The organism is Lacrimispora brassicae, assembly GCF_054772055.1.
In genome coordinates this window covers 240,044-255,028 of sequence record NZ_BRYH01000041.1, presented here as the reverse complement: position 1 = coordinate 255,028, position 14,985 = coordinate 240,044, and the positions used below count along the sequence as shown (strand labels likewise).

Below are 14,985 nucleotides of genomic sequence, written 5' to 3'. Positions count from 1 at the left end.
AAAGCGGATATTTAAATTTGACTAAGACTGCTCAAAGGTGAGTTCTCTGTATTCCTTTTATTGCTTCGCATCAACCAGCAACTTTCTGAAACCAGTTTACAGATACTAATCCTCTTCTTGGCATTTTCAATATTTGATTTTCATAATAATATCAGATTTATAAAAAACTGTCCAGTGGAGAACACATCTTTATAAATTGATGTTTTATGCACTGGCTAAGTTTGGAAATTGTACGGCGAGCAAAATATTTCTTGTATTTAGTGTTGTCAAGGCTTTGCATCTGCCCATCTATCCATCCAAAGCAAAGAGCTTCTTCCAATGCTTTGCTGGTTAAAAGTGTCGCCAGTCCCTAAATGCTTCTCTGTTGACCAGTTCTAAAACGTTACTCATCAATAGCCTTCTAAATGCGTTATACTTATTATATTGTGGCATTGGATAAATTCTTTAGGTTAGAATCGATGATGGGGTAAACGAAAAAGCAGTTTTGGCTTTCCAGTGAACTGCCCCTTCGTTTACACCATTTTCGATTTGACCTAATTGAACAAAGTGAGCGTCCCTTTAGCCGGATCTATGGACTTTCAATCTTTGTCCTTTTCCCTTATAGTAGCATAGTTTATCTTATTTTCCAAAGAGTTTTTACTTGCTGTAACTGTTTTTCGCACGACAAAAAAGCCTCCGGGAATGAAGCTAAAAAAAGCTATATAATTATGCTGTTTAATTCCGCATCGGCAGGATACGTTGATAAGGAACCACATGACCACCACATGATTTGCAAAGGCAGACATCCACTTTCCAAAGGTCTTTCAGCATTTCCGGTCCAGTCATATTTCTGAGAACAGATATGTATTTCTGACATCCCAATAGATTGCGGCACAAAGTGATATTCTTCCCTTTGTTACGGGAGGAAAGCAAACCATAGTGACGAATTCTTACAAAACGCTTGGGCGGCACATGCATCAAGAAACGCCGAATGAATTCGATACCTGGTAAAGTAAGTGTTTTCCACTTTCCATCATTACGATAATCCTTCACTGAAAAGGTGACAGTATTCTCGTCCATACTTACAATACGATGGTTACTGATAGCAATGCGGTGTGTGTACTTACCAAGATATTTTATGACTGACTGTGCACCGTTGAACGTTTTCTTACAATGAGGAATCCATTCCTTTGCATAGCAACTATTAACCAGTTCCTGAAAAACGTAATGATTACGATATTTTTCAGAACTTCCATGAAATTCAAGCTTTTTATTCTTCCAGAGATCCTTAAGTTCGTCCATGTACTTTCCACGAAATATTTTGGAAATCACCTGCACAGGAAGGAAAAAGCTGTCACCTTTATCTTTCCAATGGCTCTTAGCATCAAGCCCACCACCGAGCACGATTGTATGGATGTGTGGATGGTAATTCATTTCAGAGCCCCATGTGTGAAGAATGCAAATATATCCGATTTTTGCACCGAGATGTTTTGAATCCATAGAAAGCTCATCCAGAGTTTCAGATGCAGCATGATAAAGTGCATCATAAAGCAACTTCTGATTACTGTAGATCAGCGGATTAAGTTCATCCGGAACCGTAAATACTACATGGAAGTAAGGTGCATCCAGGACATCCTCCCGCCGCAGATCCATCCACTTTTCTTTTGGAAGAACCTGGCACATGGGACAACACCGATTACGGCAGGAATTATAATGAACCTGAATACAACCACAATCTTTACAGACATCTACGTTGACACCATATGCTCCAGTTTTACAGTTCATAATACTGGTAGCTGTTTTTGATTGCACGGCAGAAGGTGTATATTTTTCAAGGTATCCCGGATAAAATCGATAAAAAATATCTTGTACAGTAACATCACTCATCTGCTTCCTCCTTCCTGTCGAAAGGACTCTGAATGCCCATAAGAGATTTGTTGCTGGTATGAAGATATACTTCTGTAGACTTTGGATCCCTGTGTCCAAGAAGCATCTGGATATTTCTGGTGTCAACACCTGCTTCCATCAGATGTGTTGCGAAACTGTGACGAAGGCAATGAGGTGTCGTACCAACAGGAATCGCTGCTTCTTTCGCCGAACGGCGAATGACCTGTTCCAGCGTACTGACCGTAAGATACTCTCCTGTGAACTTATTAGGGAACAAAATTCCTCTAGGCTTTCCCTTTTTAAACCAGTATTCAGTTAGAATCTCCAGGTTTCTTTTAGAAAGAATGGTATAACGATCCATGCGGTTTTTTGTATCCCGAACATGAATCTGCATGTTTGTGCGTGAAATATCGTCATAATGAAGATGAATTACCTCAGAAACTCGCATTCCGGAAGAATACATAGTAGCAAACATTGCTTTGTATTTTAGATCATCTGTAGCATCAAGTAACTGGTCAACCTCTTCGAAGGTGAGCACAGTCGGGAGCTTATGGTCAATAATCATACGTGGAACTGTGGTATCATCCCAGAGGATATGCAGTACATTTCGATAAAAGAAACGGATGGCTGAATTATAAAGATTCAGAGTGGTAGACTTTAAGCCTTCTTTTTTCTTGGCAAGAAGAAACCCTCTGACATCTTGACAGGTAAGCTCCTCTGGATTCTTCTTTACATAGTTGAGGAAATAAGAAACATAGTTCTTGTAGCAATTGATGGAACGTTTTTTGAGGTTGCGGATTTCACCGGCTTCCTCCAGTTTTAATAAATATTCATTATACATAAAAGACCTCCATAAAAGTTGAACTATAGTATCATAGAAACAACCTTTTATGGAGGTGCATTTGCAAGATAAAAGTGCTTGTCATTAGAGCACATGGGTGGTATTCTTTTCATATGCAGTGGGAAGGTCGATCCTGTTTGATTGTTATTTTGTGGTGATTTAACAATACTACTATTAGGACTTGCTTTCCACTGTTTTTTTATTTAGAGATAAAAGAATCGCTTCACCATAGCCTTGGTCAGCCATCGCGCAGCGATTTTGTTCAATTCCTGTTTGTCTGCGCGTAATATAAATAACTGCAACAATCCATTATGCTCATAATGAACTATTTGATTTCTTTGACTTTTGCAAGATCACCACTACACAGAATTTCAAGGTTATGGAATATTTTGCAAGCAGACCAATCCCACCATTTAATATCGAGAAGATAATTAATAAGTTCATCATCAAATCTTTTCTTGAGCGTATTGCAAGGGTTTCCACCAGCAATATGGTATGGGGGAACATCTTTTACTACAACTGAATTAGCGGCAACAATTGCTCCGTCCCCAATATGGACACCGGGCAGTACAGTAACATTCTGACCGATCCATACGTCATTACCGATTACAGTGTCCCCTTTCAAAGGTAAATCAGCCAATGTCGGAGCTGACTTTTCCCATCCATGCCCCATAATGTTAAATGGATACGTGGTGACACTACACATTCTGTGGTTTGCGCCGTTCATTACAAATTCAATGCCTTTCGCTATGGCACAAAATTTTCCGATAATAAGCTTGTCTCCAATAAATTCATAATGGTGTGTGACATGCTCTTCAAAACGCTCAGCACCGTTTACATCATCATAATAGGTGTAGTCTCCAACAATAATATTGGGGCGTGTTATAACGTTTTTTATATAGCATACACTTTTAATTTTCTCGTTAGGATAAATTGCATTAGGGTTTGGTCCATATTGCATATATAACCCCTCCTTCGCGTTATATAAATGAGCAGTTCAAATCATTTGCCTTTAGTCATGATACCAAATATTAGGCTGGAAGTCCACCGTCCTTAAGTAAGGATTTTCCGGCAGATACTTGGGAGGTGGAAAAAAGGAGCTGGCTGGCTTCTGATTCGTGGAAACGGCATACCGCAGACAACAGCAGCTCAAAGACCAGAAACTGTTTGAATTGGAAATTGGCCAGCCGTACCGCAGGCAGTTATGGCAGACCTTGACGTTGTATTGGAATGCCAATATAATAGATGCAAGTGATGAAAATGACAATACAGCAGCTTATGCAGTACATGAAGATGTCCCGCTACCGTTTATCAAAAATCAGCGGGATTCCATGGGCAACTCTAGCAGATATATATTCCGGAAAAACACATCTCAACTGGTGCGGTGCGGGAATGATTTCCAGGTTATCCAAGGCAATCGGTCCTTCCATTGAGGAATTGTTGGAACTGGAATCTGAACCGGCAGAAAGTGCATCCGATGGGAGTCCAAATAGAAAAACATACTTAGGAACCTGATTGTCTGAAAGTATTCAAAAAGCAATTAAGGATTGCCAACAGGACCTCTTGCCGATGATGTATACCAAATCTGTCAGCAGAGCATAGCTTTGGGGAATCATAATGTCTGTAATATGGGCGCTGATTGGCTTTCCTTCCGTCAGCCGCTGATAAGGCGAAAGGTATCGGAGTGGATATCCGTACTGTTTCTCCTATGGATGCAGGATACGCCGTGAAGGGCTCCGGTGGAATGCATGAAAGGACAAACCATAGATAAAGGGATTCCTTGAAAATCTTTTGTCAAATATGCAAAAGAAGATTATGAGACCCTGTCTTTATTATTACAGCGAATGTCCATTTTATCAAAGTGGCAACCCTAAATTTGATTTTGATCTGTAGCCGGAAAAGGAGAGAACGATGAACGAACAGACACGCGTACACTGTGAGCTTTTCATTGAAAACAGGGATCGGATAAAGTCGGTGTTTGGCTGGGAGGGCGGGCTGATCCATCTGGCCTGCGCCGGAATATACACTGCGAAGGATAAAAGAGTCGACGAAGGCACATTGCGATTATGCAAGGAGCTTCTAAAGCAGAAGGTCGGCGTATTCTCAAATTTCCGGAGCACCGCAAGAACGCCGATCGCTTCTATGCTGGCGGTCAGCGGAAGCCCTGAGCGAACACTGGACAATGGTCTTGATGTATATGGATTACTCAAGAAGGATTTCTGGAGTTCGGTTTACCTTCCAATGGCAGCAATGATCATCGCTCAGATGGTAAATCAAAATGAGTATGAGCGCATCGCTGTCCGTACCAGAATTATCTACGAAAGAATGAAAGCAGAGCATCCCTTCCTGACCTCCGGAGAGGACAGCGCATTATGTGCACTGATGGCACTATCGGATAAATCTGATGATGATCTGATTCACGATGCTGAAATCTGCTATAGAATGCTGAAACCATGTTTTTTCTCGGGCAATGCGGTTCAGTCACTGAGCCACATACTTGCCCTGTGCGATGGGCAGGCTGAGGAAAAGTGCGAACGGACAGTCGGTCTTTTTAATAAGCTGAAAGCTGCGGGATATAAATATGGTACAGAATATGAGCTGCCCACGCTGGGCGTTCTTGCTATGGCAGATGGCAATTCTGATGAAATCATCCGCGAAATGATTGAAATCGACACATGGCTGTATGCACAGAAGGGATTCGGCTTTTTCAGCAGCATTAGCAAAAAGCAACGCCTGATGTATGCAGGGATTCTGACCCAAAAGGACTACGCTCAAAATGGTACCATGGAGACAGCGGCTGTCAACAGCACGATTTCACTGATTGTGGCCCAAGAAGCAGCGATGTGCGCGACTATTGCCGCAAGCGCAGCGGCGGCAAATACGGCGAACAACTAAATAGGAAAACATTTGAGCTGAATACAACACAATGTGAGGTCATGATTAGAAAATTGGAAATTATATGCTTTTCACATAGGCTATTAAAGAATCTATGGTTCGCTTATCCTCAAAGTTCACTGTTGAATTATAAGTGGCGAGAAATTCTTTGTCATCAGCTTCTCGTTCAGATTCAGGCTTCCTTTGAATCATCCTTTTCATCATTGCCATCATGACTTTATGGACAGGACCAAGTTTTTTGTAATCAATTCCTCCACGCAGATGGAAGAATTTTGTTTTTGTGAGAAGCTCCGGCGTAAAGTTTTTATTTATGATTTCGCTATAGTCTGTTGAGTTGGGATCGGCTAATCCAACGGTAAACACAATAAGGTTTTTGCAGGGATTTTGAGTAACCAGTTTTACACCTGCGATACCACCTGCATACAAACCACCCCCATATATGATGACGTCGTATTGACTTAGAACTTTTGGATCAACCGTATGGGCTGCAAGTAAATCAGCATTCAGTACCGAGGCAATCCATTCAGCGTACTTACGAGTTGAGCCGTACTTGGATGTGTAGGCGACTAAAATTTTTTCAGGCATTATCTGTCCCTCCGTTTATGTTATCTAAATTATCAAATATCCTCATTAACGAACCGCTTAAATGGGCAATTTCATCCATGCTCATGCCAGAGAACATGCTGTCAATAAACTCCGTTGCAATATGTTCATTCTCTTCGTCCCACTGCTCGCATTGATCGCTTGCTGCTATCCGCATGGCTCTGCCGTCCTTGTCGTCGTTATGGACTGTCACAAATCCCTTTTCGGCCAGCTTCCTAACAAGTTGCTTTGTGTTTTGGTGAGAAGTATCGCATGCTGCCGCAAGTTGTTTTAGCGTGGGTGGCTGTTCAAATAATCCCAATGCCAGAATTACAAACCATTGCTTGGCAGTTAGGTCCTTCATCTGCGAGTCCATTTTGCTTTGAAGACGATTGGCAACGCGAAACAGATACCCAAATACTATCAGTCTTTTATCCATCTTATTTAAATCGTACACCGACAACCCTCCATAATAAGTAATATGTTCCCTAGATAGGTATTATAATACGTATCAGCATCCTTTGTCAATAAATATACAGGAATAGGCAACAGACCTGACGTTTCCTGCAAGGAAATGCTTAGCCTGTAGGCAAAAGTATTCCTGACATGGTAAGAGATTTATCTAAAATCCAATATAACGGGCAGTCTGAAATACTCGTTATGATCATATTGGGCAATTAATCATAAGATTCCCATTGTTTATAAACAGGGACATAAAGTTGCGGCACGGACCTATTTTGAACCGTCATTTTTGCACATAAAACTTCTCAGAAAACATTGACAAGAAAACTTGGTAGTGTTATATCGCATTATAGACAAGAAAATTTGTCAATATGACAATATTATTTGGAGGTCTTATCATGGATAAAAAGGAGATTTTGAAAAGAGTCGCCAGCATAGAGAAGATGAAGGAAGCATTTATGCGGACAATAAGGACCGCCGTTACAGAGTGATTGGCTTTTGTTCCGTTTGTATTATCATCATGCTTTTTAACTTCTTTATGGGGCAAAATAATTTTGTTCTTTTTAATATGTTTTGGGCCTATATTTCGGCTGAAACATATGGAAAATATAGAATTACAAAATTAAAGACATTAGGAGCGAGTATCGTATTCCCGGCTATTACGTCTATTCTCTTCCTTGCCTGTCATGTTTTGGAGGTCTTGGGGATCGGAGCATGAAAAATGAATTGATCCTAAAGAACCGGCTTAAAATTGCTCGTGCAGAAAAGAATCTTTTACAGGGAAATTTGGCTGAATTCGTTGGAGTTTCCAGAAACGCTATCAGTTCTATTGAAACAGTCCAATTTAATCCGACGGCAAAACTTGCGCTGATTCTCTGTATTGCATTGGAAAAGAAGTTTGAGGATTTGTTCTATTTCGAGTAAGATTATGAGCATAATGAGAACTCAAGAGGTAGTGACGCAAAATACATTTTAGCGGTTGCAGCTTTCAGAATTATTTCCTTATAAGATATTTGAACATTTTGTAAAAAAGAAATTAGTTATTATATACCCCAATTGGGGTATATTAAAGTTTAAGCTTAAATTAAAGGAGGATTTATCCATGAACAAGTTTATTTTCAATGATTATTTTCATGAGCCGCAGGGAAAAATCGCCAAGCGGATGCTTTTCAAAAGCGATAATGTAATTGCCTTTGTTCTAAACATTGCAAAAGGGGAAATACTACCGGGACACACACATCTAGAATCAACCCTTTTCCTGCAGGTTATGGAGGGTAATGCCAAGGTTGTCACGGATGGCAAAGAAACCTCGTTGCAGGCGGGCGAATTAATACAGGTTGATGGGCAGGAAAGTTTGCAGGTTATAAACATCGGTGAAGATGTCTTGCGCCTTTACGTCACAATTTCACCAATGGGTTCAGAAGCCTTTGCAACAGATGCAAATATTTAATGACTTATCTTTATCCATGCCATGTGAAAAACTTTTTTCACCATTTATTGAGATTGATAGATAGAAGGCTAGATAAGCATACAGCGACTCTGATTGTTGGTTGGATGAGAAAAACCTTGAAGGCTGCGAAAATCTGCGTCAGCACGGCGAAGGGCTCGTATCAAATCGTAGGGGACAATGGAGGTATCGCATAGGCGGATATCGTTTACTTGCTGAAATAAATGAGAAATTTTTTTATGTAAAACAATATGATATTATGGATGCAATGGTACTTGCATTCGCCGATTAGTTAGAATTTGTAAAGAGAAGTGATAGTAGAACCAGAGAAAGTGTTTTATACCGAAAACTGCCAAGACTAAAACCCTCAGTACGCTGAGGGTTTTAGTCTTGGTAGCTTTTATCTTTATTAAAAATACATCGATAAATGGGAGTTGCCATGTTATAATTAGCATAGCTAATTTGTAAAAAAGAAAGTATCAACGTCAGAATTATTGAAAATATACATTGACGCCAAAAGGGTAGTGGGTTCGATGGTCATCAGAATTACAGCAACAATACATGTGGAAATCATCATACTTCTGGAGCAGAAAGTTGAGGAAATCAAAGGGTTCGACGGTCTTACGAGGGATATGTAGGTGTACTTTTATATATGGTGGTACTAAAATATATTTCCGGTTACTGGGGTGAGGTAAGAGAAATGAACATTTTGGTAAAAGGCTAGTATTTTGTTGACTGATTATCTTGCGCTAAAACACAATTAGTGTTACGCTACACTAGAATTATATATACAAATTATTTGGGGGCAAGCATTCAAAGAAATTTTAAGGATAAACAAAGAGAAGTTGAAAATATATTAAAAGAAACAGCAGGAAACAGCTATCCTTGAAGAAAGTACACAACTATTTCATCTCTTGGTACCCTTCTTTAAAAAAGAGTGACCGTCTTAACGCCCGTATTTGATGATGAGGGACTGCAATTGGTCGGGATTTCATTGGGCTCTTGATAACTAAATTGATATAACGACTGGTTCAAATGGAGGTAATTATGATTAAGGTTCAAAATCTGTCCTACTCGTATCCGCAAAAGGATTTATATAAAAAGGTTTCATTTACAATAGAAGATGATGTGCATTGTGCATTGATTGGCACCAACGGTACTGGAAAAAGTACTTTGCTCGACTTGCTGATGCACTCTGAAGAGTATCTGTACGATGGAAAAATAGAAATTGATGTCACAGGCAGGATCGGATATGTTAGCCAATTTTCCCAATTAGATCAAAAAGAAGATTTGACTGTTTTTCAGTATATCAGCGACGAGTTTGTAAAGCTTGAACAGAAAAACACTGATTTTTGTAAGGAAATGGAGACTGCTGCAGATTTAGAAAAGATCTTCGAGGGTTATCAAAAAGTATTAGATGAATTCAATGCGATTGATGGAGATCATTACGAAAGCAATATTAAAAAGCAGTTAAAAGTAGCGAAATTGGAAAAGTTGGAAAATCAAAAAATCAGTAGTCTGAGTGGTGGAGAATTTAAGCTGGTTCAGGTAATTAGAGAGATGATGCTGAGTCCAAGGTTTCTTATTATGGACGAGCCTGATGTGTTTTTGGATTTTAATCATCTGAATGCTTTAAGAAATCTGATTAATGCTCATAAAGGAACGATTCTTATTATCACACATAACCGGTATTTGTTAAACCATTGCTTTAACAAGATACTTCACATGGAAAATATGGATGTTCAGGAATTTGAAGGAACTTATATAGAATATAATTATGAACTTCTTGCTACAAAGGTTGATTTAGAAGAAGCGGCGGCTGCAGACCAGGCAGAGATTGACCGTCAGAGTAAAATCTTAGAAAAAGCCAGGGTGAAAGCGACGGTAATGGATAATGCATCCCTGGGAAAAGCCGTTCATGCCAGACAGTCATTGCTGGATCGGCTAAAAGCAAGAAAAACAAAGGCTCCTTTCGTAGATATCAAACAGCCAGAGATTCATTTTGAACTTGAAAGAGAAGTGGCAAATGAAAATATTCTTGAATTGACGGATTATAGCGTCGCATTTGATGAGCAGCTTTTAGAACATGTGGATTTTGAAATGAAGCCTAAAGAGCATGTGGCGATTGTTGGTAATAATGGAACTGGAAAAACAACATTGCTTCATGAAATCTTTGAAAATGATAAAGACACGATCAGGATTAGTGAAGATGCGGAGATTAGTATGTTTTGCCAGATCACGGACTCATTATATGACGATGGAAAAACTTTGTTTGAAATTTTCGAAGAAAAAGGTTTTGATAAGAAAAATGAAGTGATGGATTATTTGAAAAAATTTGGATTTGAAGGAGAGACGCTTTGTCAGAAAGCGAGTGAATTATCTGGCGGAGAAAAAGACTTGCTTCAATTAGCTGTGATTTCATTAGGAAAAGCCAACTTCCTGCTGTTGGATGAACCTACGGGGCATTTGGATGTTTATGCGCAGATTGCATTAGAACAGGCGATTTCAGAGTACAAAGGTGCGATTCTTATGGTATCACATGATTTTTACACGGTGTCCAACTGTGTGGACTATGTACTTTTGGTAGAAAACAATACTGTGCGTAGAATGAGCATCCGTAAATTTCGTCAGATGATTTATGCAAATCATTTTGGTAAAGATTATCTGCTGCTAGAGCAGAAGAAAAAAGAGACGGAAACCAGAATTCAGCAGTTACTTCGAACGAATGAATTTGAAAAGGCAAAAGTTCTTATGGAGTCATTAAAAGAAATTATTAAAAAAATGAAAATGTCAATGATATAATTTTAAGAAGGAATAAGAAGTGGAAGTAAGGATTACGTGTAAAATCGGGAGTTTCCAAAGCTTGTATAAGCCTCCAAACTGATGTAAATTAATGATGTGACCCCAATAAGTTAGACTTTATTGCGTAGTAGTTTTGTTAGATTTTTAGGTCTAACATTTGGGGGTCGGTTCATAAAGTTGCTCAGCCTGGAGGTTTTATTTTATGGCAAAAAGAAGATGGGACGAGTCTCCCGAAAGGTAGGTACTATGTGAAATGGTTAACGGGCACCTAAAAAAATCCGGCTGAGAATAGAGCAGATATTAATGCGCTCATGAGAGAAATGAAGTCTGTAATCATGAAAGGTAGTCTTGTTGAATAAATGGATGAAAAGCTGGGTTATTTCAAGTGTGATTTACGGAATAAAGAAAGGGGTAACTGCAGAAAGGGTTATAACACTAAGACTATGCATACCAGTTATAGGAACATGGAACTGGATATTCCCAGTGACCGTAGCGGGGAGTTTGTGCCTGAAATTGTAAAGAAATATCACAATATCTTGATCCGGAACATGGAAGAAAATAATCACATTTCCAATAAAGTAATATTATTAAATCAATTATAAAACAATAGCATTTGTAACCTGCTTTTGTTTCGAAATGGCTGAGAATAATGTTTGAAAACATTTAAATTTTTAATTATTAGGAATTTTGGGTAGATTTCACCATATTTTTGACGACAAAATCATGTTTGTGTAGTAAAATATAAAAAAGATAAGAATATAGTTGAAAATTGTAGAAGATAGTTGTGGAGGGTTTTCTGATAATGAAAAAAACCACTTTATACTGAAGTTACTGGTAGATGCTCAATATGTGGTGGAGTATATACTGAAATGCAATTTAGAGATTCCAGAAAGATGGTATACTAGAGATTTTTTGTACATGAAGAAACCGGAAAAGTATTATCACAAATCAGAGAAAAAGATATATACGGGAAAATGAAATTGTAAGTGATAATATTTAAATTGTTAATCTATAAAGGATAGAACTGGATGAATGTTGATGTAGAAAAGGTGATGATTCTGATCAGAGGAAAAGATCAAACTCAGGAAATAATAAGTTTTGAATGTAATCCTAAAAATAGAAAGGTACGAATTACATATAAGTCTGGAAACAGCTATTCCTTTAATCAAGATAATGTGACTATTATTAATAATCCAAAAGTAATTGAATTGAATGAATGTGTTGCATTTGTGGATGATATACCAGTCTATGAGCCAAGGCGTATTCTTGATTTTGGAAAATGGATTCGAATTGTTAAATACAATGGAGGTGCTTTTACAGTTAGTCGCCAATCATTTTCAGTAGTCAAGAATGGTATAACCAGTCAAAGTGCACAAGGAATTTTAAAGTACCTAAAGGATATTGCCCAGTATACATCAGGCAATCAGGAGGAAGAAAAAGTCTGGCAATAAGAGTCTGAAAGTTTGCATTTACAGGCATCTTTTTTGGAAAGATATCCCTGCTACAAGAGACTGCCATTTAAATGGCAACCGTTTTGTAACAACAAGATATGTAGAGACATGTGTCTTATTAACCCGAAAAAATGAAGCGAACTATAATATGGAGATAACAGTGGATGTTGATATGCAAACCTTCAGATTAAAAGGAATTCATCTCGGAACCGAGGCGTGAAAAATGAATGGTACAATATTGTCTACTCATCCCTTCGTTCCCTTCCTTAGAAATTGACTGAACAGTCATAAATATAGAAACAGTCGTAGAATGGAGAAACCAGTGAATACAGCACAAAAAATAAAAACTCTGGGGAAGCACCCATTAATTGAATTATTAAAACATAACAAAGGAAATCCAAGAACTCTGATTTTGATGGAGCCTCTCTGGGGTATTCCATATAACTTAATCGCACCTTTTGCCACACTGTATATGTACACGCAGGGAATAACGGACGTTCAAATCGGGCTGATTCTGTCGGTTGCTATGTTTGTTCAGGTGTTTTTTTCCTTCGTTGGTGGTATAATCACCGATAAGTTGGGGCGCAAATTTACAACCATGATGGGTGATTTCTTTGGCTGGGGTGTTGCTTGCTTGATCTGGGCCATTTCGGGTAACTTTTGGTTCTTTTTAATTGCAGTTTTATTTAACAGTTTTGAACAGATTAACCAGACGGCATGGTTTTGTTTATTGATTGAAGATGCAGATTCCAAGGATTTATTAGGAATATATACCTGGGTGAACATAGGAGGTCTGGTTGCAATCTTTTTTGCACCAATTTCGGGATTGTTGATAAATTCCTTTACCGTGGTTCCGGTTGTCCGTGTTTTATATTTTATTTTCGCTGTGAATATGCTGATTAAGGTGATTATTACTTTTCGGTATTGTGGTGAAACCCGGCAGGGAAAGATTCGTATGGCCGAAACGAAAGATACCTCTGTTTTACAGATGTTATATGAATACAAGGATCTGATACCCAAAGTGCTAATGAATAAAGAGATTATGAAAGTGCTTATTGTCTCTGTGATATTACATATAACGAATCTTGTCAGTGCCAACTTCTTTAGCTTGTATGTAACACAAAGACTAGGCATAGCAGATCGTTATCTGGCCTTTTTTCCTATTTTGAATGCTGCTGTGATGTTGATTTTCATGATTGGAATACAGCACCGCTTGGAATCTGTCAAATTCCGGATACCTATGTGGATCGGTCTGGTATTGTATGCCGCATGCTCGATTCTTTTGATACTGACTCCCATCGGCAGTATGCCGTTTATTATCATTTATGTCTTTGTTATGGCAGTAGCCAGTGCCCTTGTAGTGCCTCGTAAAGATGCCTTGCTCCAGCTAAACATTAATCCCAAGGAGCGGGCCCGTATTAATGCTTTGATTATGTCCTTTACCATTGCATTTGCCTCACCATTTGGCTATTTTGCTGGATTGTTATCAAGTATTGACCGCCGCTTGCCATTTGTGTTTACATTTACTATTTTCATTATAGCAATCATTATCGTTGGTCGTATCCGTGATCCCGAATTCGCTAAAGAGTATAGGGAAGTTGATAATCCTGTGGCTTGTGGTACAGGTGATTAAACTTAAGTTGTTAGATCGTACGAAACAAATTATGAGAAGAGAAGAAGGTAGGACTAACAAAAAAGTAACATAATGGAAATATTTTAAAGAAACATGTATAATAAAAGAAAAAAAGGAGTGTTATTATGAATAAGGTGACCGTAGAATTTTTCCATGACGTAATATGCAGTTTTTGCTTCCCAATGTCATATAGGATGCGTCAGCTTCAAAAAATGATGCCAGAAGTCCAAATTGTGCATCGATCTTATGCATTGGTCAAATCGGAACGCGACTTTGACGAGATGTTTGGTTCAAGAGCAGCGGCTAAGACCGAAATTCTGAGCCACTGGGAACAGGCAAATCAAAATGATGATCTGCATCGGTTTAACATCTCTGGAATGCATCAGGCAGAATTTCCATTTCCTACTTCCATGAAAGCACTTACTGCATGTAAGGCGGCATACTTTACCGCAGGAGACGCCGGATATTGGGATGTTTTTGACGCTCTGCAAAATGCCTTGTTCGTAAAAAACCGCAACATTGAGGAACTGGATATCATTAACGAGTGCATCAGGCAAAGTGGTATAGACTTTGCGAAATGGGAGCAGCATTACAACAGTGATAACACAAAAGAAGCGGTGGAGAAGGACTTGCTTCTTGCAAATCAATATGGCGTGGACGTTGTTCCATGCCTCATCATAGATGGAAAATATCGAATCAGTGGTGCACAGCCACTTACACAAATAATCCAAGCCATCCAGGATGCGGCAGAAACACAAGAGCCCCCTCTTTCTGCCGGTGCATCCTGTCGATTGGATGGCGGTAAAATAAATTGTGATTGATCAGCTTGCCTTGCATGCAGAATTGAAATGGCGGAATTGTCGAAGATACGTTGACACCAAAAAGGGACCAGATGCTGTGGTTATCAGAAATGCAGCAACAAGGCATAGGGAGAGTGTTTGCCCTCATGAACGCGGCAAAAGCGTTATTTCACAATTATATGCCGAAGAAAAAACATCGGTATGAT

At 38.9% G+C, this 14,985-nt stretch carries 15 protein-coding genes, 1 pseudogene and 1 other annotated feature (1 of these 17 running past the window's edge); of the genes and pseudogenes, 10 read left to right on the top strand and 6 right to left on the bottom strand.

Translation table 11 applies throughout. From position 1 onward, the window contains the following. Positions 1–128, bottom strand: a binding site (T-box leader); it reaches 150 nt to the left of the window's first position. Between the two features lie 83 nt (positions 129–211). The 4 genes and pseudogenes from ACYVD3_RS19575 to ACYVD3_RS19560 all read right to left on the bottom strand — a co-directional run. Beyond that, positions 212–346: pseudogene (locus tag ACYVD3_RS19575) on the bottom strand (YdeI/OmpD-associated family protein); the annotation flags it as partial. A gap of 368 nt (positions 347–714) precedes the next feature. Continuing rightward, positions 715–1,866, bottom strand: a complete 1,152-nt coding sequence (locus tag ACYVD3_RS19570; RefSeq protein ID WP_460644167.1) for an IS91 family transposase — start codon at positions 1,864–1,866, stop codon at positions 715–717. Continuing rightward, positions 1,859–2,707, bottom strand: a complete 849-nt coding sequence (locus ACYVD3_RS19565) for a tyrosine-type recombinase/integrase (RefSeq protein ID WP_460644166.1) — start codon at positions 2,705–2,707, stop codon at positions 1,859–1,861. Before ACYVD3_RS19565 ends, ACYVD3_RS19570 begins: the two co-directional genes overlap by 8 nt. Before the next feature lie 325 nt (positions 2,708–3,032). Continuing rightward, complete coding sequence (locus tag ACYVD3_RS19560; RefSeq protein WP_460644165.1) at positions 3,033–3,668, bottom strand: Vat family streptogramin A O-acetyltransferase; 636 nt, start codon at positions 3,666–3,668, stop codon at positions 3,033–3,035. Between the two features lie 293 nt (positions 3,669–3,961). Here ACYVD3_RS19560 and ACYVD3_RS19555 point away from each other — a divergent pair, with 293 nt between their 5' ends. After that, positions 3,962–4,222, top strand: coding sequence for a helix-turn-helix domain-containing protein (locus ACYVD3_RS19555; RefSeq protein ID WP_460644164.1), 261 nt, complete (start codon positions 3,962–3,964; stop codon positions 4,220–4,222). Between the two features lie 396 nt (positions 4,223–4,618). Continuing rightward, on the top strand, positions 4,619–5,602 hold the full coding sequence (locus ACYVD3_RS19550) for a DUF4003 family protein (RefSeq protein ID WP_460644163.1): 984 nt from the start codon (positions 4,619–4,621) through the stop codon (positions 5,600–5,602). 60 nt (positions 5,603–5,662) lie between these two features. Here ACYVD3_RS19550 and ACYVD3_RS19545 read toward each other — a convergent pair whose 3' ends face one another. After that, complete coding sequence (locus tag ACYVD3_RS19545; RefSeq protein WP_460644162.1) at positions 5,663–6,187, bottom strand: flavodoxin domain-containing protein; 525 nt, start codon at positions 6,185–6,187, stop codon at positions 5,663–5,665. Then, complete coding sequence (locus ACYVD3_RS19540; protein ID WP_460644161.1) at positions 6,180–6,641, bottom strand: MarR family winged helix-turn-helix transcriptional regulator; 462 nt, start codon at positions 6,639–6,641, stop codon at positions 6,180–6,182. The genes ACYVD3_RS19545 and ACYVD3_RS19540 overlap by 8 nt, the downstream gene beginning before the upstream one ends. A gap of 459 nt (positions 6,642–7,100) precedes the next feature. On the opposite strand from ACYVD3_RS19540, the gene ACYVD3_RS19535 reads away from it, so the two are divergent. From ACYVD3_RS19535 to ACYVD3_RS19500, 8 genes are all read left to right on the top strand, one after another. Next, the gene (locus ACYVD3_RS19535; RefSeq protein WP_460644181.1) at positions 7,101–7,364 is read left to right on the top strand and encodes a DUF6442 family protein; all 264 of its coding nucleotides are present in this window, start codon (positions 7,101–7,103) and stop codon (positions 7,362–7,364) included. Further along, positions 7,361–7,570: a helix-turn-helix transcriptional regulator gene (locus tag ACYVD3_RS19530; RefSeq protein ID WP_460644160.1), complete on the top strand. Its 210-nt coding sequence runs from the start codon at positions 7,361–7,363 to the stop codon at positions 7,568–7,570. Before ACYVD3_RS19535 ends, ACYVD3_RS19530 begins: the two co-directional genes overlap by 4 nt. A 178-nt stretch (positions 7,571–7,748) precedes the next feature. Beyond that, positions 7,749–8,096 (top strand): cupin domain-containing protein, encoded by a 348-nt coding sequence (locus ACYVD3_RS19525; protein WP_460644159.1) that lies wholly within the window; start codon positions 7,749–7,751, stop codon positions 8,094–8,096. A 1,044-nt stretch (positions 8,097–9,140) separates the two neighbouring features. Beyond that, entirely contained in the window at positions 9,141–10,895 is a 1,755-nt protein-coding gene (locus tag ACYVD3_RS19520) for an ABC-F family ATP-binding cassette domain-containing protein (protein ID WP_460644158.1), read from the top strand. A 359-nt stretch (positions 10,896–11,254) separates the two neighbouring features. Next, positions 11,255–11,497, top strand: coding sequence for a transposase (locus tag ACYVD3_RS19515; protein ID WP_460644157.1), 243 nt, complete (start codon positions 11,255–11,257; stop codon positions 11,495–11,497). A gap of 426 nt (positions 11,498–11,923) precedes the next feature. Beyond that, entirely contained in the window at positions 11,924–12,346 is a 423-nt protein-coding gene (locus ACYVD3_RS19510; RefSeq protein WP_460644156.1) for a hypothetical protein, read from the top strand. A gap of 322 nt (positions 12,347–12,668) precedes the next feature. Next, complete coding sequence (locus ACYVD3_RS19505; protein ID WP_460644155.1) at positions 12,669–13,979, top strand: MFS transporter; 1,311 nt, start codon at positions 12,669–12,671, stop codon at positions 13,977–13,979. Positions 13,980–14,104: 125 nt separating this feature from the next. Continuing rightward, positions 14,105–14,800, top strand: coding sequence for a DsbA family oxidoreductase (locus ACYVD3_RS19500; RefSeq protein ID WP_460644154.1), 696 nt, complete (start codon positions 14,105–14,107; stop codon positions 14,798–14,800). Positions 14,801–14,985 lie beyond the last annotated feature (185 nt).

What these genes read in the sequence shown, in the direction of transcription:
- ACYVD3_RS19570 (WP_460644167.1), bottom strand. Translation starts at nt 1,866, where the DNA reads ATGAGTGATGTTACTGTACAAGATATTTTTTATCGATTTTATCCGGGA.
- ACYVD3_RS19565 (WP_460644166.1), bottom strand. Translation starts at nt 2,707, where the DNA reads ATGTATAATGAATATTTATTAAAACTGGAGGAAGCCGGTGAAATCCGC.
- ACYVD3_RS19560 (WP_460644165.1), bottom strand. Translation starts at nt 3,668, where the DNA reads ATGCAATATGGACCAAACCCTAATGCAATTTATCCTAACGAGAAAATT.
- ACYVD3_RS19555 (WP_460644164.1), top strand. Translation starts at nt 3,962, where the DNA reads ATGAAAATGACAATACAGCAGCTTATGCAGTACATGAAGATGTCCCGC.
- ACYVD3_RS19550 (WP_460644163.1), top strand. Translation starts at nt 4,619, where the DNA reads ATGAACGAACAGACACGCGTACACTGTGAGCTTTTCATTGAAAACAGG.
- ACYVD3_RS19545 (WP_460644162.1), bottom strand. Translation starts at nt 6,187, where the DNA reads ATGCCTGAAAAAATTTTAGTCGCCTACACATCCAAGTACGGCTCAACT.
- ACYVD3_RS19530 (WP_460644160.1), top strand. Translation starts at nt 7,361, where the DNA reads ATGAAAAATGAATTGATCCTAAAGAACCGGCTTAAAATTGCTCGTGCA.
- ACYVD3_RS19525 (WP_460644159.1), top strand. Translation starts at nt 7,749, where the DNA reads ATGAACAAGTTTATTTTCAATGATTATTTTCATGAGCCGCAGGGAAAA.
- ACYVD3_RS19520 (WP_460644158.1), top strand. Translation starts at nt 9,141, where the DNA reads ATGATTAAGGTTCAAAATCTGTCCTACTCGTATCCGCAAAAGGATTTA.
- ACYVD3_RS19515 (WP_460644157.1), top strand. Translation starts at nt 11,255, where the DNA reads ATGGATGAAAAGCTGGGTTATTTCAAGTGTGATTTACGGAATAAAGAA.
- ACYVD3_RS19510 (WP_460644156.1), top strand. Translation starts at nt 11,924, where the DNA reads ATGAATGTTGATGTAGAAAAGGTGATGATTCTGATCAGAGGAAAAGAT.
- ACYVD3_RS19500 (WP_460644154.1), top strand. Translation starts at nt 14,105, where the DNA reads ATGAATAAGGTGACCGTAGAATTTTTCCATGACGTAATATGCAGTTTT.